This window comes from Acidovorax sp. K2F (genome assembly GCF_025246485.1).
Taxonomy (GTDB): Bacteria; Pseudomonadota; Gammaproteobacteria; order Burkholderiales; family Burkholderiaceae_C; genus Acidovorax; species Acidovorax delafieldii.
This window is the reverse complement of sequence record NZ_JAOBSQ010000038.1, coordinates 42089-62328: the sequence shown is the minus strand read 5'-3', so window position 1 is coordinate 62328 and position 20240 is coordinate 42089. Positions and strand designations below refer to the sequence as shown.

Here is a 20240-nt window from a genome sequence, read left to right as displayed (position 1 = left end):
CAGGCGCCGTGTTGTGCGCTTTCACAGGGAGGCGAGCCAGTGGCGGGAGGGGCGCCCGGTCTATGACGCCGGGCGCCGTCCCAACGGCGTCAGCGGCGCTTGCTGCCGCCGCCAAAGATGCCGCCGAGCACACCCCGCAAAATCTCCTTGCCGATCGTGGTGCCCATGGTGCGCACGGCGGACTTGGCCATGGTCTGCGCCAGGCCGTCGCGTTTGCCACCGCGCGGGCCGGTGCTGCCAAACAGCACGTCGTTCAGCCCGCCCAGCAGGCCGCCGCCTTCTTCGGTGGGCGCACCAGTGGCCACCTTGCCGTTGCCCCCGCCCGCTGCGTTACCCGCCTGCCCGCTGGCTTCGGCGGCGCGGCCCTTGAGTTTTTCGTAGGCCGACTCGCGGTCCACCACCTTTTCATACACACCCGCGACCAGAGAACTGGCCATCAGGGCCTGGCGCTGCTGCGGGGTGATGGGGCCCAACTGGCTGCCGGGAGGCAATACAAACACGCGCTCGGTCACGCTGGGGCGGCCCTTGGCGTCCAGAAAGCTCACCAGCGCCTCGCCCACGGCCAGCTCGGTGATGGCGGTTTCAATGTCCAGCCCCGGCTTTTGCCGCATGGTGGTGGCCGTGGCCTTCACGGCCTTTTGGTCGCGCGGGGTGAAGGCGCGCAGCGCGTGCTGCACGCGGTTGCCCAGCTGGGCCAGCACGCTGTCGGGGATGTCGAGCGGATTCTGGGTGACGAAATACACACCCACGCCCTTGGACCGCACCAGTCGCACCACCAGCTCGATGCGCTCGATGAGCACTTTGGGCGCCTCGTTGAACAGCAGGTGGGCCTCGTCGAAGAAGAACACCAGTTTGGGCTGCTCGGGGTCGCCGATCTCAGGCAGCTGCTCGAACAGCTCGGACAGCATCCACAAGAGGAAGGTGGCATACAGGCGCGGCGAATTCATGAGCTTGTCGGCCGCCAGGATGTTCACCACGCCATGGCCGTCCACGGTCTGCATGAAGTCCTGGATGTTGAGCATGGGCTCGCCGAAGAACTGCGTGCCGCCTTGCTGCTCGATCTGCAGCAGGCCGCGCTGGATGGCGCCCACGCTGGCGGCACTCACGTTGCCGTACTCGGTGGTGAAGTCCTTGGCGTTGTCGCCCACATATTGCAGCATGGCGCGCAGGTCCTTCAGGTCCAGCAGCAGCAGGCCGTTGTCGTCGGCGATCTTGAACACCAGATTGAGCACGCCCAGCTGGGTCTCGTTCAGGTTGAGCATGCGGCCCAGCAGCAGCGGGCCCATGTCCGACACCGTGGCGCGCACCGGGTGGCCCTGTTCGCCAAACACATCCCACAGCGTGGTGGGGCAGGCCAGGGGCGTGGGCAGGTCCAGGCCCCGCTCCTTGAGCACGGCGGCCAGCTTGTCGCCAATCTTGCCGGGCTGGCTGGCGCCCGTGAGGTCGCCCTTCACGTCGGCCATGAATACTGGCACACCGATGCGGGAGAAGTTTTCCGCCAGGGTCTGCAGGGTGACGGTCTTGCCCGTGCCGGTGGCGCCGGTGATGAGCCCGTGGCGGTTGGCCAGGCCGGGAAGCAGGTGGCATTCAATCGTGTCGTGCTTGGCAATCAGCAGGGGTTCGGCCATTTCGGGTTTCCTCGGGGGTACGGGTTCGGCAAAAAGTAAAATCCACCGACTAGATTAAATCAATACAAAAGGACTTCTCGTGGCAGGACACAGTAAATGGGCGAATATCCAGCACCGCAAAGGGCGCCAGGATGAAAAACGCGGCAAGATCTGGACCCGCATCATTCGTGAAATCACTGTGGCCGCCCGTGCCGGTGGCGGTGACCTGTCAGCCAACCCCCGCCTGCGCCTGGCGGTGGACAAGGCCAAGGCGGCCAACATGCCCGCCGACCGCATCAAATACAACATCGACAAGGCCACGGGCAACGCCGAAGGCCTGACCTACGAAGAAATCCGCTACGAAGGCTATGGCATTGGCGGCGCAGCCATCATGATCGACACCATGACCGACAACCGCGTGCGCACCGTGGCCGAAGTGCGCCATGCGTTCAGCAAACACGGTGGCAACATGGGCACCGAAGGCTCGGTGGTGTTCCAGTTCAAGCACTGCGGCCAGCTGATTTTTGCCCCCGGTACCAGCGAAGACAAGGTGATGGAAGTGGCGCTGGAGGCGGGCGCTGAAGACGTGGTGACCGACGAAGACGGCGCGGTGGAGGTGCTGACCGCCCCAGCCGACTTTGAAGCGGTAAAGAACGCGCTGGAGGCCGCAGGCCTGACGGCCGAGGTAGCGGGCGTGACCATGCGGCCCGAGAACACGATCGAGCTGACCGGCGAAGATGCCGCCAAGATGCAGAAGCTGCTGGATGTGCTGGAAGACCTGGACGACACGCAAGAGGTCTACCACAACGCGGCGCTGTGACTTCGCATCCGTTGATCACCGCTTTTTTCTTGCCCTGACCTGTTTTCCGACTGATATTCCCCCGAATCCCGCCCAGCAGCGCAGCTGCTGTGGGCCGGATTCACAAAAGGTTCCTATGAAAGTACTTGTGATTGGTGGCGGCGGCCGTGAACACGCGATGGCGTGGAAACTGAGCCAGTCCCCCAAGGTGACCAAGGTGTTTGTGGCACCCGGCAACGGTGGCACGGCCCTGAACCCCAAGCTCGAAAACGTGGCGATCTCCGATGTGCGCGAACTGCGCGCGTGGGCCCAGGCCGAAAAGATCGCGCTGACGGTGGTGGGCCCCGAGGCCCCACTGGCGGCAGGTGTGGTCGACGAGTTCCGTGCCAACGGCCTGCGCATCTTCGGCCCCACCAAGGCGGCAGCCCAGCTCGAAAGCTCCAAGGCCTTCTCTAAGGCCTTCATGCGCCGCCATGGCATCCCCACGGCCGACTACGACACCTTTACCGACCCGGTCGCCGCCCACGCGTTTGTGGACCGGCTGGGCGCACCCATCGTCATCAAGGCCGACGGCCTGGCAGCGGGCAAGGGCGTGGTCGTGGCCATGACGCTGCAGGAGGCCCACGACGCGGTGGACTTCATGCTGGTGGACAACAAATACGGTGTGACGCACAACGAAGGCGGTGCGCGCGTGGTGATCGAGGAATTCCTCGAAGGCGAGGAAGCCAGTTTCATCGTGCTGTGCGACGGCAAGAACGTGCTGGCGCTGGCCACCAGCCAGGACCACAAGCGCTTGAAGGACGGCGACGAAGGCCCCAACACCGGCGGCATGGGCGCGTATTCGCCCGCCCCCGTGGTCACGGCCGATGTGCATGCCCGCGCGATGCGCGAGATCATCCTGCCCACCATCCGGGGCATGGAAAAGGACGGCATTCCCTACACCGGCTTCCTGTATGCGGGCCTGATGATCGACGCCAAGGGCCAGCCCAAGACGCTCGAATTCAATTGCCGCATGGGCGACCCCGAGACGCAGCCCATCCTGATGCGCCTGAAAAGCGACTTCAGTGACGTAATGGCCGCTGCTGCTGACGGCAAACTCGACCAGATGGAACTGCAATGGGACCGCCGCACCGCGCTGGGCGTGGTCATGGCCGCCCATGGCTACCCGGAGAACCCGCGCAAGGGTGACCCCATCACTGGCCTGCCTGCTGAGGCGGACGATGCCGTGGTGTTCCATGCGGGCACGCAGCTGAAAGATGGTGTGGTCAGCGTGACCGGTGGCCGGGTGTTGTGCGTGACGGTGCTGGCCGACAGCGTCAAGCAGGCGCAGCAACGTGCGTATGACGTGGCACGCGGCATCCAGTTTGATGGCGCGCAGTACCGCCGCGACATTGGCTTCCGTGCCCTGAAAAGCTGATGGCAGACGCTCAGACCCTGAACCCTGCCGACACGGTGACCCGCGTGCGCGGCTACCTGGTGGGCCTTCAGGCCCGCATCACCGATGCGCTGGAAGCCGTGGAAGCCGCTGAAGGCGAGGGCGGCGCACGCTTTCTGGCCGATGCCTGGAGCAAGCCGCCCGGCGAGCCGCTGCAGGGTGACGGCATCACCAAGATCATGGAAGGCGGCCGCGTGTTCGAGCGCGCGGGTTGCGGCTTCAGCCACGTACGCGGCCCGCAGCTGCCACCTTCGGCCACGCAGCACCGGCCCGAGCTGGCGGGTGCGCCGTTTGAGGCCATGGGCGTGTCGCTGGTGTTCCACCCGCGCAACCCTTATGTGCCCACCGTGCACATGAACGTGCGCATGATCGCCGCCGGCCACCCCGGCCAGGCGCCCACCTGCTGGTTTGGCGGCGGCATGGACCTCACGCCGTACTACGGGTTTGAAGAGGATGCGGTGCACTTTCACGGCACCTGCCGCGATGCGCTCAGCGCCTTTGGCGACGACAAGTACCCCCGCTTCAAGCAATGGTGCGACGAGTACTTTTATCTCAAGCATCGCAGCGAGCAGCGCGGCGTGGGCGGCGTGTTCTATGACGATTTCTCGGAGCTGGGCTTTGAACAAAGCCTGGCGATGACGCAGTCGGTGGGCGATGCCTTTCTGGGCGCCTACCTGCCCATCGTCGAGAAACGTTGGGGCATGCCCTACGGCGAGCGCGAACGCGGCTTCCAGCTGTATCGCCGGGGCCGCTATGTCGAGTTCAACCTGGTGTGGGATCGGGGTACACACTTTGGCCTGCAGTCGGGCGGGCGAACCGAGTCCATTTTGCTGTCCATGCCGCCGCTCGTGTCTTGGTCTTACCAGCGCTCTGACGCAGCCGATTCGGCCGAAGCCGACCTCACGCAGCGCTTTTTGGTGCGGCGCGACTGGCTGGCTGAAGGCCTTGGCGCAGCGCAGTCAATGGCCTGAAAAACGCAAAAGCTATAATTTCAATAGCTGCCCGCGCTTTTCACATGAGCGCAAGAGGTCAAAAACACCTCATATTGCTGCAGCGCCCCAGCACAACACCCGCGCAACACTCAAGGCCCAGCCCGCTGGCTGCGCGATGCGTTGCACGCTATATTGATTCCATTCCCTCTCTATTCACCGCCTGATGACCACCTCCACCAAATCGGAAACCGCTGCCAAAAAAGACGTCACCAAACTCCAGCGCGCCATCGTTGATGGCCTGGAAGACGTCAAGGCGCAAGACATCCAGGTCTTCAACACCGAGCATCTCTCGCCGCTGTTTGAACGGGTGATCGTGGCATCGGGCACCTCCAACCGCCAGACCAAGGCCCTGGCCGCCAGCGTACGCGACGCGGTCAAGGAGGCAGGGTTCTCCAAGCCCCGCATCGAAGGCGAAGACAACGGCGAATGGATCATCGTGGACTGCGGCGCGGCTGTGGCGCATATCATGCAACCGGCCATCCGCCAGTACTACCGCCTGGAAGAGCTGTGGGGCGACACCCCCGTGCGCCTGAAGCTCGGCACAGCCAAGCCGGTGTCCAGCGCGGCCACGGAGTTGGCCGAGAAGAAGTCGGCCCAGAAGGCGGCCAAGTCGGATGCCAAGGCGGCAGGCAAGGCGCCCGCCAAGAAGGCGGCGGCCCCCACCGTAGCCCCCCGTTCGGGCAAGGCCACTGTCAAGGCGGTCGCCAAGACCGCTGCGAAGACTGCTGCCAAAACAGCCCCCAAGCCCGCTGCAAAAACTGCCGCCAAGGCTGCACCTGCCAAATCGGCTACCAACACAAGTACCGCCAAGCCAGCCAGCAAGACCACTGGCGCAGTTGCCACCAAGAAGCCCGCAGCCACCAAGACCCCTGTCAAGACGGTGGTGGTCAAGCCCGGTGGCGCCAAGAAGCCTGCGGCCAAGAAGTCGCCAGCTGCCAAGTCCCCTGCGCGCGCAGCTGCCAAGCCAGCCTCCGCATCGGGCTCCAAGCCCGCGGCCAAGAAGGCACCTGCTCGCAGCAAGGGCTGATCCGTTTCAGCTGCCGCGCGCTCCATCGCTTGCGCGCGGCAGCGGTGACTCCCTCACGCATCCAGGTTGATCCATGAAGCTGCTGATAGTGGCGGTCGGTCAGCGGGTGCCCGACTGGGCGCAGACCGCGTACGACGATTACGCCAAACGTTTTCCACCTGAACTCAAGGTCGAGCTCAAGGCCGTCAAGACCGAGCCGCGCGGCTCCAAGACGCTGGAGACGCTCTACGCCGCCGAGCGCGAGCGCATCGAAGCCGCCATTCCGCGTGGCACGCGCGTGGTGGCACTGGACGAGCGCGGTACCAACCTCACCACCAAGGCCCTGGCCGAACGGCTCAAGGGCTGGCAACTGGGCGGTGACGATGTGGCATTGGTGATCGGTGGCCCCGACGGGCTGGACCCGGCCTTTCGCCAGGCCGCGCACGAACGCATTCGCCTGTCCGACCTGACTTTGCCGCACGCCATGGTGCGGGTGTTGCTCATCGAGCAGCTGTACCGCGCCTGGTCGGTGAACGCCGGCCATCCTTACCACCGTGAATGAAGCAGACCCTTTGCGATGATGGTCTGTACTACTCCTGTTTTGATAGCTGCTAGCGCTTGATTAATAAGCGTATGGGATGTCCTGCATCACTCCCTGCGGTCTGTGATAGCGCGGCCTCGGGCAGTCCGCTGCGTTGCTTTTCTTGCCAATAGCCCGGCTATTGGCTGCAAAAAGACGCCTTACGGCCTATCCCGATCCGCACTACCACCGACTTGCGAGGGTGATGCAGGACATCCCTAGCCGATTTTTATTCAGAATCCGTTCATGCCCGACTTCATCTACCTCGCCTCCCAGAGCCCGCGCCGTCGCCAGTTGCTTGAACAGTTGGGCGTGCGCCACGAACTGCTGCTGCCCAACGTGGATGGCGACGAGCCCGAGGATGCCGAGGCCATCGAGGTGGTGCTGCCTGGCGAAGCGCCCACAGCGTACGTGGAGCGCGTGACGGCCCTCAAGCTCGACGCGGCCGTGGCCCGGCGCGCACGGCGCCAGTTACCGGATGCGCCCATCCTGTGTTCCGATACCACCGTGGCCTTGGGCCGCACCATCTACGGCAAGCCCGACGATGCCGCGCATGCGGCACGCATGCTGGCTGAACTGGCAGGGCACGAGCACCGCGTGCTGACCGCCGTGGCTCTTCAGGTAGGCACCAAACGGCTGACGGCCCTGTCGGTATCGCGCGTCACTTTCGCGCCCATGGCACCTGCGCAGATCGAGGCGTATGTGGCTACGGGCGAGCCGCTGGGCAAGGCAGGCGCCTACGGCATCCAGGGCCGGGCGGCGGCGTATGTGGAGCACCTGGCGGGCAGCTATTCGGGCATCATGGGGCTGCCGATGTACGAGACCGCGCACCTGCTGCGCGCAGCGGGCTTTGCGATCTGAGCGACGCCAACCAAAGACAACAACAACGCCATGCAACAAGACATCCTGATCAATTGGTCCCCCCAGGAAACCCGGGTGGCCGTGGTGGAGCACGGCGCCGTGCAGGAGCTGCACATCGAGCGCACGCTGGAGCGCGGTCTGGTCGGCAATGTCTATCTGGGCAAGGTCTCGCGCGTGCTGCCAGGCATGCAGTCGGCCTTCATCGACATCGGGCTGGAGCGTGCCGCCTTTTTGCACGTGGCTGACGTGTGGCAGCGCCAGCCCGATGGCGAGCCGCCCGCATTTGCCCGCAAGAACGAGCCGCAGGTACCGATCGAAAAGCAGGTGTTCGAGGGCCAGGCGCTCATGGTGCAGGTCATCAAGGACCCGATTGGCACCAAGGGCGCGCGGTTGTCCACGCAGATCAGCATTGCCGGTCGCCTGCTGGTGTTTTTGCCGCAGGACGACCATGTGGGCGTGTCGCAGAAAATCCCTCCCGCCGAGCGCGATGCGCTGCGCGCGCGGCTGCAGGCGCTGGTGGGCGACAAGTCCACGGGCGGTGGCGGCGGCTTCATCCTGCGCACCAACGGCGAAGATTCCAGCGATGCCGAGCTGGCCGAAGACATCGCCTACCTGCGCAAGACCTGGGCGCGCATCAAGGAGGCATCGCTCAAGCTGCCCGCCATGTCGCTGTTGCACCAGGACCTGGACCTGCTGCAGCGCGTGCTGCGCGATCTGGTGGGCGACCACACGCAGACCATCCGCCTGGATTCGATGGAGCAGTTCCAGCGCCTGCGCGCGTTCGGGCAGGAGTTCATGCCCGCAGCCGCTGGCAAGCTGCAGCACTACAAGGGTGAGCGGCCGATTTTTGACCTGTACTCCATCGATGAGGAAGTGGCCAAGGCGCTGGGCCGCCGCGTCGATCTCAAGTCGGGCGGCTACCTCATCGTGGACCAGACCGAGGCGCTCACCACCATTGACGTGAACACCGGCGGCTACGTGGGTGCGCGTAATTTTGACGACACCATCTTCAAGACCAACCTGGAGGCCGCGCAAGCCATTGCGCGCCAGCTGCGTCTGCGCAACCTGGGCGGCATCATCATCGTGGACTTCATCGACATGGTGCGGGACGACCACCAGCAGGCCGTGCTGTCGGAGTTCAAAAAGCAGCTGGCCCGCGACAGGGTCAAGACCATGTCATCTGGCACCTTCTCGCAACTGGGTCTGGTGGAGATGACGCGCAAGCGCACCCGCGAATCACTGGCACACATGCTGTGCGAGCCCTGCGAGGTGTGCCAGGGCAAGGGCAGCGTCAAAACTGCGCGCAGCGTGTGCTACGACATCCTGCGCGAGATCCTGCGCGAAGCCCGCCAGTTCAACCCGCGCGAGTTCCGCGTGGTGGCGTCCGCGCGGGTGGTGGAGCTGTTCCTGGACGAAGAAAGCCAGCACCTGGCCGGCCTCTCGGACTTCATCAAAAAACCCATCTCGCTGCAGGCCGAAAGCGCAATGGGGCAGGAACAGTACGACATCGTGCTGCTGTAGCAGCAGCGTTGATCGACCGCGCGCTCAGAGGCTGAGAGTTTTTTAGCCAAGCCCGAAAGGCGCGCGAAAACGCCTCGGATCGAGGCGCAAAGCACAGCCATAGCTCGGGCTATGGCGAGCATTTGCAACGAAGAGCCGGGGCGTTTTGGCGTGCAAGGCGGGCATGGATAGAAGACTCTTAGCCTCTCAGGCCTCGATTTGCATCGCAGGGCGCGCCTGCACCCGCGCCAGCCACGCCTGCACATGCGGGTGTGCATTGACGGGGGCACCCAGGTACACGCTGTAGCCCAGCACCGAGCCCACCACCAGATCCACCAGCGAATAGTCCGCGCCCAGCATCCAGGGCTGGGCGGCCAGGCGGGCATCCAGCAGGGTGAGCAGGTCGTTCAGCCCCGCTGTGGCTGCCTGTGCATGGGCAGGGCTGCGCAGCGCCTCTTCGCCCTGCGTGGCCAACTGCAGGCGCACCAGCACCGTGCCATAGGTCACGTACGCCCAGGTGCACCACGACAGCGCCTGCAACGCCTCGGGCGTGCCGGCGGCAGGCCACAGGCCACGCTCGATGCCGTAGCGGTGGCCCAGCCACAGGTGGATGGCCAGGGCCTCGAACATGGGCGCACCGTCCACCGTCAGCGTGGGGACCTTGCCGTTGGGGTTCAGGGCGAGATATTCGGGGCGGCGCTGCTCGCCGGTGCGGATGTCGATCTTCACGCGCTCGTGGGGCACGCCCAGCTCGGTGAGTGCGCAGGCAATCGGGGTGGCGCTGGACATGGGGTGCCAGTAAAGGACGATGGACATGGAAAACTCCTTGGTCGTGGTGGAAGAAAAGGTGGAGTCACTGTAAGAACCATTGCGGACAATTTCAGTCCTCGATTCAACGTACAGTGGCGGCATGCTCAGTTCTTCCACACGCCTGTTGCGCCTGCTGTCCCTGCTGCAAACCCGCAGCCACTGGATGGGCCCCGAGCTGGCCGAGCGGCTGGAAGTGCATCCGCGCACGCTGCGGCGCGACATCGACCGCCTGCGCCAGCTGGGCTACCCGGTGCAGGCCAGCAGTGGCGTAGCGGGCGGCTATGCCTTTCGCGCGGGGCATGCGTTGCCCCCGTTGCTGCTCGACGATGAAGAAGCCCTGGCCGTATCGATTGCGCTGCGCACCGCCACTGCGGGCGCCGTGGGCGGCATTGAAGAGCCCGCTCTGCGCGCCTTGGTGAAACTGGAGCAGGCCATGCCCCTGCGGCTGCGAGAGCAGGTGAACGCGTTGCGCTCCACCATCCTGCCGCTGGACCGCACCGGGCCCGTGGTGGAGGCCTCGCTGTTGGCCACGCTGGCATCGGCCTGCCGCGACCAGTTGCGGCTTGGCTTCTCGTACGAAGACGGCAAGGGGCGCGCTACCCAGCGCTCGGTGGAGCCACAGGGCGTGGTGCACACCGGCATGCGCTGGTACCTGGTGGCGTGGGACTGCGACCGTGGCGACTGGCGCACCTTTCGCATCGACCGCATGGTGGCAAAGCCCGAAGTCGGCGCGCATTTTTCACCGCGCCCCGGGCCGGACGGCGGCGACCTCAAGGCGTATGTGTCCCGCTCCATCACCGCAGCGCCGCACCCCGACCAAGCGCGGGTGGTGCTGCATGCCCCTTATGCAGAAATGGCGCGGCGCATTCCGCAGTCGGCCGGTGTGGTCACAACGCTGGCCTATGGGCAGCAGTGCCAGCTGGCATGCGCCGCCAGCGATGCACTGGTGTTCTGGCTCATGGCGCTGGATGTGGAGTTTGAGGTGCTGGCGCCCGCGTCGCTGCAGGAGCGGCTGCGCGTGGCGGGGGAGCGGGCGTTGCGTTGCACTGGTGCGCGCAGTTCGTGAGTTGGCGTCAGGGTACGAACCGGTACCCGATACCCGCCTCAGTCCGCAAGTGCCGAGGCATGGAGGCGTTGTCCTCCACCTTCTTGCGCAGGTTGGCCATGTGCACGCGCACGTAGTGCGTGTCTTCAGCATGGCCTGGGCCCCATACGGCCTTGAGCAGCTGGGCGTGGGTGATGACGCGGTCGGGCTGGGAGGCCAGATAGGTGAGCAGCTTGTATTCGATGGGCGTGAGGTGCAGGGCCTCGCTGCCATCGCCTTCGCCATTGCTTTGCGTGCGGCGCTCCACCGTACGGCGGGCAAGGTCCACAGTGATGGGGCCGAACTGGATGACGGGTGTGGCTTCGGCGCCGGATGTCCTTTGGCTGCGCCGCAGCTGCGCGCGTACGCGGGCCATCAGCTCGCCGGAGCCAAAGGGTTTGACCAGGTAGTCGTCGGCCCCTGCGTCCAGCGCCGCGATCTTGCTGGCTTCGGCGCTGCGGGCCGAGAGCACGATGATGGGCATGGCCGACCAGGTGCGCAGGTCGCGGATCAAATCGACGCCATCCCCATCGGGCAGCCCCAGGTCCAGCACCACCAGGTCGGGGCGGCGGGTGCCGGCTTCGATCAGGCCGCGCTGCAGGGTCGCGGCCTCGTGCACGGTGTGGCCTTCGGTCTCCAGCGTCAGGCGCACAAAGCGGCGGATATCGGCTTCGTCTTCAACGATGAGGATGTGCGTGGGCAGGTCGGTCATGGCATGGCATGGATGCAAGGGTGTCAGGCGTCGGCGTCATCGCCCAAGTCGGTGGGCGGTGTGCCGCGTGGCAGCAGCAGCGTAAAGCGCGCACCTGTAGGCTGGCCCTGTGCGTTGTGGATCGTATCGCCCCGGATGCTGCCACCATGCGCCTGCACGATGGCGCGGCAGATGGCCAGCCCCAGGCCGACGCCGGGCGTCGCGCTCTCGCGGGCGCCGCGCTCGAACTTTTCAAACAGCAACTCTTCGCGCCCTTTGGGCAGGCCAGGACCTTCGTCGGTGAGGGTCAGTGCCACCGCATCGCTTTGGGGCTGCGCGCTGATATGGATGGTGGTGCCTGCAGGCGTGTACTTGGCGGCGTTTTCCAGCAGGTTGACCAGCACGCGCTCCATCAGCACGGCATCGATCTGCAGCAGCGGCAGGTCGTCGGGTAGAGTCACTTCGACCCGGTGCGCAGCGATGGCTGGGGCGCTAGCGGCCAGGGCGCTGCCCACCACTTCTTCCAGCGGCTGCCAGGCCTTGCTGAGTTGCACGGCCCCAGCCTCCAGGCGGGCCATGTCCAGCAGGTTGTTGACCAGTGCGCTCATGCGCTGGGCCGATTGCTGGATGGCGCCGGTCAGCTCTTGTTGATGGGCAGGCAGGGGCGGCTGCACCATGGCCAGTGATTCGGTCAGGCCGACCAGCGAGGCCAGCGGCGTGCGCAAATCGTGCGAGATGGCCGACAGCAGCGAGTTGCGCAGCCGCTCGGACTCGATCTGTACCGTGCTCTTTTGTGCCACGTCGATGTAGTGGATGCGTTCCAGCGAGATGGCCAGCAACGAGGCGCAGGTCTGCAGCAGGCGGCGCGGTTCCACCCCAGGCACCTCTCCTTGGGGCATGGCCACCACCAGCACGCCACGGATGCGCATGGGCGCCTTGAGCGGCAGCACCAGCGTGGGGCTGGAGTGCAAGGTGTCGGTGCCCCGGCCTGCGGGCTCGCCGCGCTCAAACGCCCATTGCGCCACGGCCATGTCCACGGGGGCGGTGCCTCCGGGCAGCACCTGCAGGCGGTTGTCATCGTCGGCCACCACCAGCGTGCTGCCTGCGCTGAACTCGCCCGTGATGAAGCGTGCGCCAATCTCGGCCACCTGTTCGGGCAGCAGGGCGGCAGACAGGTCACGCGCCATGTCGTACAGGCTGCGCACACGGTGTTCGCGGTCGGTGGCGGCCTCGGCCTGCACCTTGAGCCCGGCGGTGAGCTGGCCCACCACCAGGGCCACCACCAGCATCACCGCAAAGGTGACGACGTACTGCGCGTCGCTCACCGCAAAGTTGAAGCGGGGCGGCACAAAGAAGAAGTCAAAAAACCCCACGCCCAGGAACGCCGCCATGATGGCCGGGCCGCGACCAAAGCGCAGCGCCACCCCCACCACCACCAGCAAAAACAGCATGACGATGTTGGTCAGCTCCAGCACGTTGGCCAGCGGTGTGGCAATGACGGCGGCAATGCAGCAGGCCAGGGCGGCGGCGATGTAGCCGGGCCAGAATGCAGCGCGGGGGGCTGCGGTGCTGGTGCGGGGGGCTTTCCGGTCTGTGGCGGCGTCCCGGCTAGGCAGTGTGCCCACCTGCAACAGGTCCAGGTCGCTGGCACTTTGTCCGATCTGCTCGGCCAGCGTGGCCTGCCACGGCCAGCGCCGGGTGCTGCGCCCCATGACCACACGCACCAGGTTGTGTTCGCGCGCATAGCGCACCAGGGCCTGGGCGGGCTGGGCTGCGGGCAGCACGGCGCAGGCGGCGGCGCCCAGTTGCTGCGCGATCTTCAGCGTGCGCTCCACCTGCGGGTGCAGGGTGGCCGACTGGCCTTGCTGCTCGGGCGTTTCCACATGCACGGCGTGCCACGGCAGGTCGAGCTGGGCGGCCAGGCGGGCGCAGCTGCGCACCACCTTTTCGGCGTTGTCGCCCGTGCCCACGCAGGCCAACAGGGCTTCGCGGTTGGGCCACACGGCCTCTGGCGTGGTGGTGCTGGCGCGCCGGTAGGCGCGCATTTCGTCGTCCACCCGGTCGGCGGTGCGGCGCAGGGCCAGCTCACGCAGGGCCAGCAAGTTGCCTTTGCGAAAGAAGTTGGCAGCGGCACGCTCGGCCTGCTGGGGCAGGTAGACCTTGCCGGCTTTCAGGCGCGCCAGCAGCTCGTCGGGCGGCAGGTCGACCACCACCACTTCGTCAGCAGCGTCAAAAAACTGGTCGGGCACCGTCTCCCACACGCGGATGCCGGTGATGCCGCTGACGATGTCGTTCAGGCTCTCCAGGTGCTGTACGTTCATGGTGGACCACACGTCGATGCCTGCGGCCAGCAGCTCTTCGGCGTCTTGCCAGCGCTTGGGGTGGCGCGACCCGGCCACATTGCTGTGGGCCAGTTCGTCCAGCAGCACCAGGCCCTCGGGGTTCGCAGCGCCCCAGGCCAGGGCGGCGTCCAGGTCAAACTCGGGCAGGGTGCGGTCTTTGTAGGGCAGGGCGCGCAGCGGCAGGCGCGGCAGGTGGGCGGTCAGCGCCTCGGTGTCGGTGCGGCCATGCGTTTCGACCACGCCGATGGTGACGGGCAGGCCCTGCGCCTGCGCCGCCCGGGCGGCGGACAGCATGGCAAAGGTCTTGCCCACCCCGGCGCAGGCGCCAAAAAACACCTTGAGCCGCCCGCGCTGCTGCTGGGCCTGCTCTTGCTGGATGCGCTGCAGCAGCGCGTCGGGGTCGGGGCGATCCTGCATGGGCACAGTGTATCCACCAATTTGATGTCGAATAGGCCTCAAGCGCTAGTATCAATTGAGCTGATAGCTATTTATTTGATAGCGAATCGAGTGCCAGATTCAAGGCCAGAACGTTCACACGCGGCTCGCCCAGCAGGCCCAGCCAGGGGGTGTCGGTGTGCTGCTGCACCAAGGCTTGCACTTGTCCCACGGGCAGGCCCCTGGCACGGGCCACGCGTTCGCTCTGGTAGGCGGCGGCTGCCGGGCTGATGTGTGGGTCCAGCCCGCTGGCCGACGCGGTGACCAGGTCGACGGGCACGGGGCGGGTGTTGCCCGGGTCGGCGGCACGCAGGGCTTCAATGCGGGCTTTGACCGCTTCGGCTAGCGCCGGGTTGGTGGGGCCCAGATTGGAGCCACCCGAGGCCGATGCGTTGTAGGGTATGGGCGCTGTGGCCGATGGGCGGCCCCAGAAGTGGCCAGGCTCGGTGAACGACTGGCCGATCAGCTCGGAGCCCACTGCCTTGCCACCCTGGGTGATGAGGCTGCCGTTGGCCTGGTGCGGGAAGGCCGTTTGTGCGACACCGGTCACGGCCAGCGGGTAGAGCAGGCCGGTGACGATGGACAGCACGACGAACAGCGTGAGGGCAGGGCGCAGCAGGCCGCCTGGGCTGGCGGGCACGTCGTCGCGGGGGATACGGATAGGCATACGATTTTCCTTGTCAGTGATTAAGGCGCTGTGTTGGCGAATGGGCAGCGATCAGGTCAACCCGGCTGCGGCCAACACCATGTCAATCAGCTTGATGCCAATGAACGGCACCACCATGCCCCCCAGCCCATAAATGGCCAGGTTGCGGCGCAGCAGCGCGGCGGCACCCACTGCGCGGTAAGCCACGCCCTTCAAGGCCAGCGGGATCAAAAAGATGATGATCAGAGCGTTGAACACCACGGCGGACAAGATGGCCGACGAAGGGCTGGCGAGGTGCATGAAGTTGAGCGCCGACAGCTGCGGGTAGGTGGTGACGAAGGCCGCAGGGATGATGGCGAAGTACTTGGCGATGTCGTTGGCAATGCTGAAGGTGGTAAGCGAGCCGCGCGTCATCAGCATCTGCTTGCCGGTCTCCACGATCTCGATGAGCTTGGTGGGGTTGCTGTCCAGGTCTACCATGTTGCCCGCCTCCTTGGCGGCCTGGGTGCCGGTGTTCATGGCCACGGCCACGTCGGCCTGGGCCAGAGCGGGCGCATCGTTGGTGCCGTCGCCGGTCATGGCCACCAGCTGGCCATTGGCCTGGTAGCTGCGGATGAGCTGCAGCTTGGCCTCGGGTGTGGCCTCGGCCAGGAAGTCGTCCACACCCGCCTCGGCCGCAATCGCGGCGGCCGTCAGGCGGTTGTCGCCCGTCACCATCACGGTCTTGATGCCCATGCGGCGCAGCTCGGCAAAACGCTCCTTGATGCCGCCCTTGACAACGTCTTTGAGCTCCACCACGCCCAGCACATGGGCACCATCGGCCACCACCAGCGGGGTGCTGCCACGGCGCGATACATCGTCCACTGCGGTCTGTACGGCGGTGGGGAAGCGCCCGCCCAGGGCTTCCACATGCTTGCGGATGGCGTCGGCCGCGCCCTTGCGCAGCAGGCGGGCGCCGGGCAGGTCTACACCACTCATGCGGGTTTGCGCCGTGAACGGCACAAACACCGCCTGCAGGCTGGAGAGATCACGCTCACGCAGGTTGAACTTCTGCTTGGCCAGCACCACGATGCTGCGGCCTTCGGGGGTTTCGTCGGCCAGCGATGCGAGCTGGGCGGCATCGGCCAATGCGGCATCGGTCACCCCGGGCGCAGACACGAACTGGCTGGCTTGCCGGTTGCCCAGGGTGATGGTGCCGGTCTTGTCCAGCAGCAGCACGTCCACATCGCCCGCAGCCTCCACCGCGCGGCCCGAGGTGGCGATCACATTGGCCTGCATCATGCGGCTCATGCCCGCCACGCCAATGGCGCTGAGCAAGCCTGCAATGGTGGTGGGGATCAGGCACACCAGCAGCGCCACCAGCACCACCAGGCTCACAGGCTCGCCCGCGCCGCTGGCCTGCACGCTGAACAGCGAGAATGGCAGCAGCGTAACCACCACGCCCAGGAACACGATGGTCAGCGCCACCAGCAGGATGGTCAGCGCGATCTCGTTGGGTGTCTTGTGGCGCTTGGCGTTTTCGACCATGGCGATCATGCGGTCGACAAAGGTCTCGCCGGGGTTCACGGCCACGCGCACCACGATCCAGTCGGACAGCACGCGGGTGCCGCCAGTCACGGCCGAGAAGTCGCCGCCCGATTCGCGGATCACCGGGGCCGATTCGCCCGTGATGGCACTTTCGTCCACCGACGCCACCCCGTCGATCACCTCGCCGTCGGCGGGAATGGTGTCACCGGCTTCCACCAGCACCACGTCGCCCTTGCGCAGGTGGGCGGCCTCCAGCGGCAGCCAGGTCATGGCCGTGCGTGGGGTGGTGCGGTCAAACTGGCCGTCCAGCTTTTTGGCCCAGGTCTGCTTTTTGAGGCCGCGCAGCGAGGCCGCCTGGGCCTTGCTGCGGCCTTCGGCCATGGCCTCGGCAAAGTTGGCAAACAGCACAGTGAACCACAGCCACAGCGCCACGGCAGCGGTGAAGCCCTCGGGCTTGCTGGCGGCCAGCGCGGTGGTGAAGGCGCTGCCCACGTACACCACAAACATCACCGGGTTGCGCCATTGCACGCGCGGGTCCAGCTTCTTGAAAGCCTCCAGCAGCGCGGGGCGTACCAGGGCGGGGTCGAACAGGGTCAATGTTTTGCGAGTCATCACAATCTCCCAGCCATTTCTTAACGGGGTGTGAGCACGAGATGCTCTACCACCGGGCCCAGCGCGAGGGCGGGCACATAGTTCAGCAAGCCCACCAGCAGCACCACGCCCGCCAGCAGCGCCACAAACAGCGGGCCGTGGGTGGGCAAGGTGCCATCGGTGGCGGTAGCGCGCTTCTTGGCGGCGAGGGACCCGGCCATGGCCAGCACCGGTACGATCACGCCAAAGCGGCCCAGCCACATGGCCACGGCCAGCAGCACGTTGTAGAAGGGGGTGTTGGCCGACAGGCCTGCGAAGGCGCTGCCGTTGTTGTTGGCGGCAGAAGACAGCGCGTACAGCACCTGGCTGAAGCCGTGTGCGCCGGGGTTGGAGAGGCCTGCGCGGCCTGCCTCGCTCATCACCGCCACGGCGGTACCGAGCAATACGAGCAACGGCGTGACCAGGATGGCGATGGAGACGAGCTTCATCTCATGCGTCTCGATCTTCTTGCCCAGGTACTCGGGTGTGCGGCCAATCATCAGCCCGGCGATGAACACGGCCATGATGGCGAACACCAGCATGCCGTACAGGCCCGAGCCGACACCGCCAAACACCACCTCGCCCATCTGCATCAGCGCCATGGGCACCATGCCGCCCAGGGGTGTGAAGCTGTCATGCATCGCAATCACCGCGCCGCAGCTGGCCGCCGTGGTGATGACGGCGAACAGGGCCGAGGTGGCGATGCCAAAGCGCGTTTCCTTGCCTTCCATATTGCCGCCTGCCTGCAGGGCGCTGGCGGCCTGGTCCACACCCAGCGATGAAAGCAGCGGGTTGCCCTGCTGCTCGAAGGCGGTGGCTGCTACTACTGCGACCACGAAGAGCAGACTCATCGTTGCCAGAATCGTCCAGCCCTGGCGCTCATCGCCCACCATGCGGCCAAACACCAGGCACAGCGCGGCGGGGATCAGGAAGATCGCCAGCATCTGCAACAGGTTGCTCGCGGCCGAGGGGTTCTCGAACGGGTGGGCCGAGTTGGCGTTGAAGAAGCCGCCACCGTTGGTGCCCAGCATCTTGATGGCCAACTGCGAGGCCACGGGGCCCATGGCCAGCGTCTGGGTGGTTTGTGTGGCGGGCTCGGTGACCGGAGCGCCTTGTGCGTCGAGCACGGGATGGCCTGCGCTATCGAGCTTGGGGGCGTCGTAGTGCACGGGCTCCAGCGTCTGTACCTCGGTATAGGACGACAGGTTCTGAATCACCCCTTGGCCTGCAAACACCACGGCCAACACCAGCGACAGGGGCAGCAGCACCCACAGCGTGGCGCGGGTCAGGTCGGCCCACACATTGCCGATGGATTGTGCAGAGTGCCTTGCAAAACCACGCACCAGCGCAATGGCGACCACCAGGCCCGTGGCGGCAGACAGAAAGTTCTGCACCGTCAGCGCCAGCATTTGCGTGAGGTAGCTCATGGTGCTCTCGCCACCATAGCCTTGCCAGTTGGTGTTGGTGACAAAGCTGATGGCGGTGTTGAAGGCCGAATCGGGTGCCACCGCAGCCATGCCCTGAGGGTTGAGCGGCAGCACGGCTTGCCAGCGCTGCAGCGCATACACCGCCAGCACGCCCAGGCCATTGAACACCAGCAGGCCCAGCGCGTAGCGCAGCCAGCCAGTTTCTTCGTTGGGCCGCACGCCAGCCAGTTTGAACAGCGGCCCCTCCAGCCGCCGCCCTAAGGTAAAGCGGCCTGCCATCACGGTATCAATCCAACGCGCCAGCGGCCATGCCAGCGCCAGCAGCAGTGCGATAAACACTGCCAATTGCAGCCAGGCACCGGTGCTCATGAAAAGTCCTCCGGCCGCAGCAGCACGGCGATCAGGTACACCAAAAGCGCAGCGGCGAGCACGGCCGCCAGAATCATCCAGCCGCTGGTCATGACCGCCCCCCTTGTGCTTGGTGATGCAGCAGCGCGCAACCCTTGGCCAAGCCATAGACGGCCAGCCAGAGCAGGCCTCCCACCGCCATCAATATCCAGTCCATAGCGTCCTCCTTGAGACATGGACCGATGCTAGGAACGGCCGCATCAAGATGGGCGCAAGAGTGCGGTGTGGGGTATCAAGATCGCATCAAGATGCGCGGGCGCCAGGCTTGGTTGGCAGAAAGATGTATGGCAATTTGCTATTGAATTTATAGCTATACGCACATGATATTCAAGCGCTACAGACCATTTCTATTCAAAGTTTTGCCCTGTAGCGCGGGTTTGCCGGTTCTCGCACTGGTTGCGGGCGTCAGCACGCTCGGCAGGTGTGGCGCCCCTTGAGGTCTGTCCCTTCTTCCAACGGGTCATTAGAGAACGCTCACATTGGCCTGCAGCAAAAGCGCTCGCAAGCTGCGATCATCCCCACCCTGCATCACGCTTCTGTTCTCCATGACCCAGGCCACACCGCTCCGCCCCAGCGCTTCCAATCCGCTCGATTCCCTCGTCCCCCTGCTGTTTGTGGCGCTCTGGAGCACCGGCTTTATTGGCGCCAAGCTGGGGCTGCCGTATGTGGAGCCGCTGACCTTTCTGGCGCTGCGGTTTGCCATCGTCATCGTGCTCATGCTCGCGGTGGTCGCCGTGGCGCATGCGCCGTGGCCTCCTTCGGGCAGGGCCTGGCTGCACATCGGGGTGTCGGGCTTGCTGGTGCACGGTGTGTACCTGGGCGGGGTGTTCATGGCCATCGGGCACGGGCTGCCGTCGGGCATTACAGCGCTGGTGGTGGGCTTGCAGCCGCTGCTGACAGCCCTGGTGGCCGGGGCTTTGCTGGGCGAGAAGGTGCGGTCAGCCCAATGGGCGGGCCTGGCCCTGGGCTTCACCGGCGTGGCGCTGGTAGTGGCCGGCAAGGTGGCTACCGTGCCGGCGAGTGCTTTGCTGGGCATGCTGCTGCCGGCGGTGGTCGCGCTGCTGGGCATCACGGCGGGCACGCTGTACCAGAAGCGGTTTTGCCCCTCGTTCGACTTGCGCACGGGCTCGGTCATTCAGTACCTGCCCTGTGCGGTGGCCATGGCCGCCGTCGCCTACGCCACCGAATCCATGGCCATATCGTGGACCGGCGAGTTTGTGTTTGCGCTGGGCTGGCTGGTGCTTGTGCTCTCACTGGGGGCCGTGAGCCTGTTGAACCTGCTCATCCGCCGGGGCGGCGCGGTCAATGTGGCCAGCCTGTTCTACCTGACCCCGCCCACCACAGCGCTGATCGCCTGGGCGATGTTTGGCGAGACGCTCAGCGGCTGGGCGCTGGCGGGGATGGCGCTGGCGGCTGCGGGGGTGTGGCTGGCGCGGCAGACGAAGTAAGAGCCCTGGAGG

17 protein-coding genes are annotated in these 20240 nt (G+C 65.7%); 9 read left to right on the top strand and 8 right to left on the bottom strand.

Features of this window, described 5'->3' with window-relative positions; all coding sequences use genetic code 11:
* Window positions 1-89 precede the first annotated feature (89 nt).
* The gene (locus tag N4G42_RS14625; RefSeq protein WP_260667699.1) at window positions 90-1628 is read right to left on the bottom strand and encodes a DUF853 domain-containing protein; all 1539 of its coding nucleotides are present in this window, start codon (window positions 1626-1628) and stop codon (window positions 90-92) included.
* Window positions 1629-1707: 79 nt separating this feature from the next.
* On the opposite strand from N4G42_RS14625, the gene N4G42_RS14620 reads away from it, so the two are divergent.
* The 7 genes from N4G42_RS14620 to rng all read left to right on the top strand — a co-directional run bounded on the left by N4G42_RS14620 (window position 1708) and on the right by rng (window position 8801).
* On the top strand, window positions 1708-2427 hold the full coding sequence (locus N4G42_RS14620; protein WP_015014275.1) for a YebC/PmpR family DNA-binding transcriptional regulator: 720 nt from the start codon (window positions 1708-1710) through the stop codon (window positions 2425-2427).
* A 115-nt stretch (window positions 2428-2542) separates the two neighbouring features.
* A complete protein-coding gene (gene purD, locus N4G42_RS14615) occupies window positions 2543-3823 on the top strand; it encodes a phosphoribosylamine--glycine ligase (RefSeq protein WP_056062310.1) in 1281 nt (426 codons plus the stop codon).
* Complete coding sequence (hemF, locus tag N4G42_RS14610) at window positions 3823-4812, top strand: oxygen-dependent coproporphyrinogen oxidase (protein WP_260667697.1); 990 nt, start codon at window positions 3823-3825, stop codon at window positions 4810-4812. The genes purD and hemF overlap by 1 nt, the downstream gene beginning before the upstream one ends.
* A 184-nt stretch (window positions 4813-4996) precedes the next feature.
* Window positions 4997-5860: a ribosome silencing factor gene (gene rsfS, locus N4G42_RS14605; RefSeq protein WP_260667696.1), complete on the top strand. Its 864-nt coding sequence runs from the start codon at window positions 4997-4999 to the stop codon at window positions 5858-5860.
* A 73-nt stretch (window positions 5861-5933) separates the two neighbouring features.
* Complete coding sequence (gene rlmH, locus N4G42_RS14600; RefSeq protein ID WP_007858784.1) at window positions 5934-6401, top strand: 23S rRNA (pseudouridine(1915)-N(3))-methyltransferase RlmH; 468 nt, start codon at window positions 5934-5936, stop codon at window positions 6399-6401.
* A 264-nt stretch (window positions 6402-6665) separates the two neighbouring features.
* On the top strand, window positions 6666-7280 hold the full coding sequence (locus N4G42_RS14595; protein ID WP_260667695.1) for a Maf family protein: 615 nt from the start codon (window positions 6666-6668) through the stop codon (window positions 7278-7280).
* A gap of 30 nt (window positions 7281-7310) precedes the next feature.
* Window positions 7311-8801, top strand: a complete 1491-nt coding sequence (rng, locus tag N4G42_RS14590; protein ID WP_260667694.1) for a ribonuclease G — start codon at window positions 7311-7313, stop codon at window positions 8799-8801.
* Between the two features lie 186 nt (window positions 8802-8987).
* On the opposite strand, the gene N4G42_RS14585 is transcribed toward rng, so the two are convergent.
* Window positions 8988-9596, bottom strand: coding sequence for a glutathione S-transferase family protein (locus N4G42_RS14585; RefSeq protein WP_056746038.1), 609 nt, complete (start codon window positions 9594-9596; stop codon window positions 8988-8990).
* A 94-nt stretch (window positions 9597-9690) separates the two neighbouring features.
* On the opposite strand from N4G42_RS14585, the gene N4G42_RS14580 reads away from it, so the two are divergent.
* Complete coding sequence (locus N4G42_RS14580; RefSeq protein WP_260667692.1) at window positions 9691-10656, top strand: helix-turn-helix transcriptional regulator; 966 nt, start codon at window positions 9691-9693, stop codon at window positions 10654-10656.
* A 7-nt stretch (window positions 10657-10663) separates the two neighbouring features.
* Here N4G42_RS14580 and N4G42_RS14575 read toward each other — a convergent pair whose 3' ends face one another.
* From N4G42_RS14575 to kdpF, 6 genes are all read right to left on the bottom strand, one after another.
* On the bottom strand, window positions 10664-11386 hold the full coding sequence (locus N4G42_RS14575) for a response regulator (RefSeq protein ID WP_108499364.1): 723 nt from the start codon (window positions 11384-11386) through the stop codon (window positions 10664-10666).
* Between the two features lie 23 nt (window positions 11387-11409).
* Window positions 11410-14124, bottom strand: coding sequence for a DUF4118 domain-containing protein (locus N4G42_RS14570; protein WP_260667691.1), 2715 nt, complete (start codon window positions 14122-14124; stop codon window positions 11410-11412).
* A 67-nt stretch (window positions 14125-14191) separates the two neighbouring features.
* The gene (gene kdpC / locus N4G42_RS14565) at window positions 14192-14809 is read right to left on the bottom strand and encodes a potassium-transporting ATPase subunit KdpC (RefSeq protein ID WP_260667690.1); all 618 of its coding nucleotides are present in this window, start codon (window positions 14807-14809) and stop codon (window positions 14192-14194) included.
* A 51-nt stretch (window positions 14810-14860) separates the two neighbouring features.
* A complete protein-coding gene (kdpB, locus tag N4G42_RS14560) occupies window positions 14861-16927 on the bottom strand; it encodes a potassium-transporting ATPase subunit KdpB (protein ID WP_260667689.1) in 2067 nt (688 codons plus the stop codon).
* A gap of 20 nt (window positions 16928-16947) precedes the next feature.
* The gene (gene kdpA, locus N4G42_RS14555) at window positions 16948-18741 is read right to left on the bottom strand and encodes a potassium-transporting ATPase subunit KdpA (RefSeq protein ID WP_260667687.1); all 1794 of its coding nucleotides are present in this window, start codon (window positions 18739-18741) and stop codon (window positions 16948-16950) included.
* Window positions 18738-18833, bottom strand: coding sequence for a K(+)-transporting ATPase subunit F (gene kdpF, locus N4G42_RS14550; RefSeq protein ID WP_056062349.1), 96 nt, complete (start codon window positions 18831-18833; stop codon window positions 18738-18740). Before kdpF ends, kdpA begins: the two co-directional genes overlap by 4 nt.
* 492 nt (window positions 18834-19325) lie before the next feature.
* Between kdpF and N4G42_RS14545 the strand changes: the two genes are divergently transcribed.
* Window positions 19326-20228 carry a DMT family transporter gene (locus N4G42_RS14545; protein ID WP_260667686.1) on the top strand — a complete coding sequence of 301 codons (903 nt, stop codon included), beginning with the start codon at window positions 19326-19328 and terminating at the stop codon, window positions 20226-20228.
* Window positions 20229-20240 lie beyond the last annotated feature (12 nt).

What these genes read in the sequence shown, in the direction of transcription:
- N4G42_RS14625 (WP_260667699.1), bottom strand. Translation starts at nt 1,628, where the DNA reads ATGGCCGAACCCCTGCTGATTGCCAAGCACGACACGATTGAATGCCAC.
- purD (WP_056062310.1), top strand. Translation starts at nt 2,543, where the DNA reads ATGAAAGTACTTGTGATTGGTGGCGGCGGCCGTGAACACGCGATGGCG.
- hemF (WP_260667697.1), top strand. Translation starts at nt 3,823, where the DNA reads ATGGCAGACGCTCAGACCCTGAACCCTGCCGACACGGTGACCCGCGTG.
- rsfS (WP_260667696.1), top strand. Translation starts at nt 4,997, where the DNA reads ATGACCACCTCCACCAAATCGGAAACCGCTGCCAAAAAAGACGTCACC.
- rlmH (WP_007858784.1), top strand. Translation starts at nt 5,934, where the DNA reads ATGAAGCTGCTGATAGTGGCGGTCGGTCAGCGGGTGCCCGACTGGGCG.
- N4G42_RS14595 (WP_260667695.1), top strand. Translation starts at nt 6,666, where the DNA reads ATGCCCGACTTCATCTACCTCGCCTCCCAGAGCCCGCGCCGTCGCCAG.
- rng (WP_260667694.1), top strand. Translation starts at nt 7,311, where the DNA reads ATGCAACAAGACATCCTGATCAATTGGTCCCCCCAGGAAACCCGGGTG.
- N4G42_RS14585 (WP_056746038.1), bottom strand. Translation starts at nt 9,596, where the DNA reads ATGTCCATCGTCCTTTACTGGCACCCCATGTCCAGCGCCACCCCGATT.
- N4G42_RS14580 (WP_260667692.1), top strand. Translation starts at nt 9,691, where the DNA reads ATGCTCAGTTCTTCCACACGCCTGTTGCGCCTGCTGTCCCTGCTGCAA.
- N4G42_RS14575 (WP_108499364.1), bottom strand. Translation starts at nt 11,386, where the DNA reads ATGACCGACCTGCCCACGCACATCCTCATCGTTGAAGACGAAGCCGAT.
- N4G42_RS14570 (WP_260667691.1), bottom strand. Translation starts at nt 14,124, where the DNA reads ATGCAGGATCGCCCCGACCCCGACGCGCTGCTGCAGCGCATCCAGCAA.
- kdpC (WP_260667690.1), bottom strand. Translation starts at nt 14,809, where the DNA reads ATGCCTATCCGTATCCCCCGCGACGACGTGCCCGCCAGCCCAGGCGGC.
- kdpB (WP_260667689.1), bottom strand. Translation starts at nt 16,927, where the DNA reads ATGACTCGCAAAACATTGACCCTGTTCGACCCCGCCCTGGTACGCCCC.
- kdpA (WP_260667687.1), bottom strand. Translation starts at nt 18,741, where the DNA reads ATGAGCACCGGTGCCTGGCTGCAATTGGCAGTGTTTATCGCACTGCTG.
- kdpF (WP_056062349.1), bottom strand. Translation starts at nt 18,833, where the DNA reads ATGACCAGCGGCTGGATGATTCTGGCGGCCGTGCTCGCCGCTGCGCTT.
- N4G42_RS14545 (WP_260667686.1), top strand. Translation starts at nt 19,326, where the DNA reads ATGACCCAGGCCACACCGCTCCGCCCCAGCGCTTCCAATCCGCTCGAT.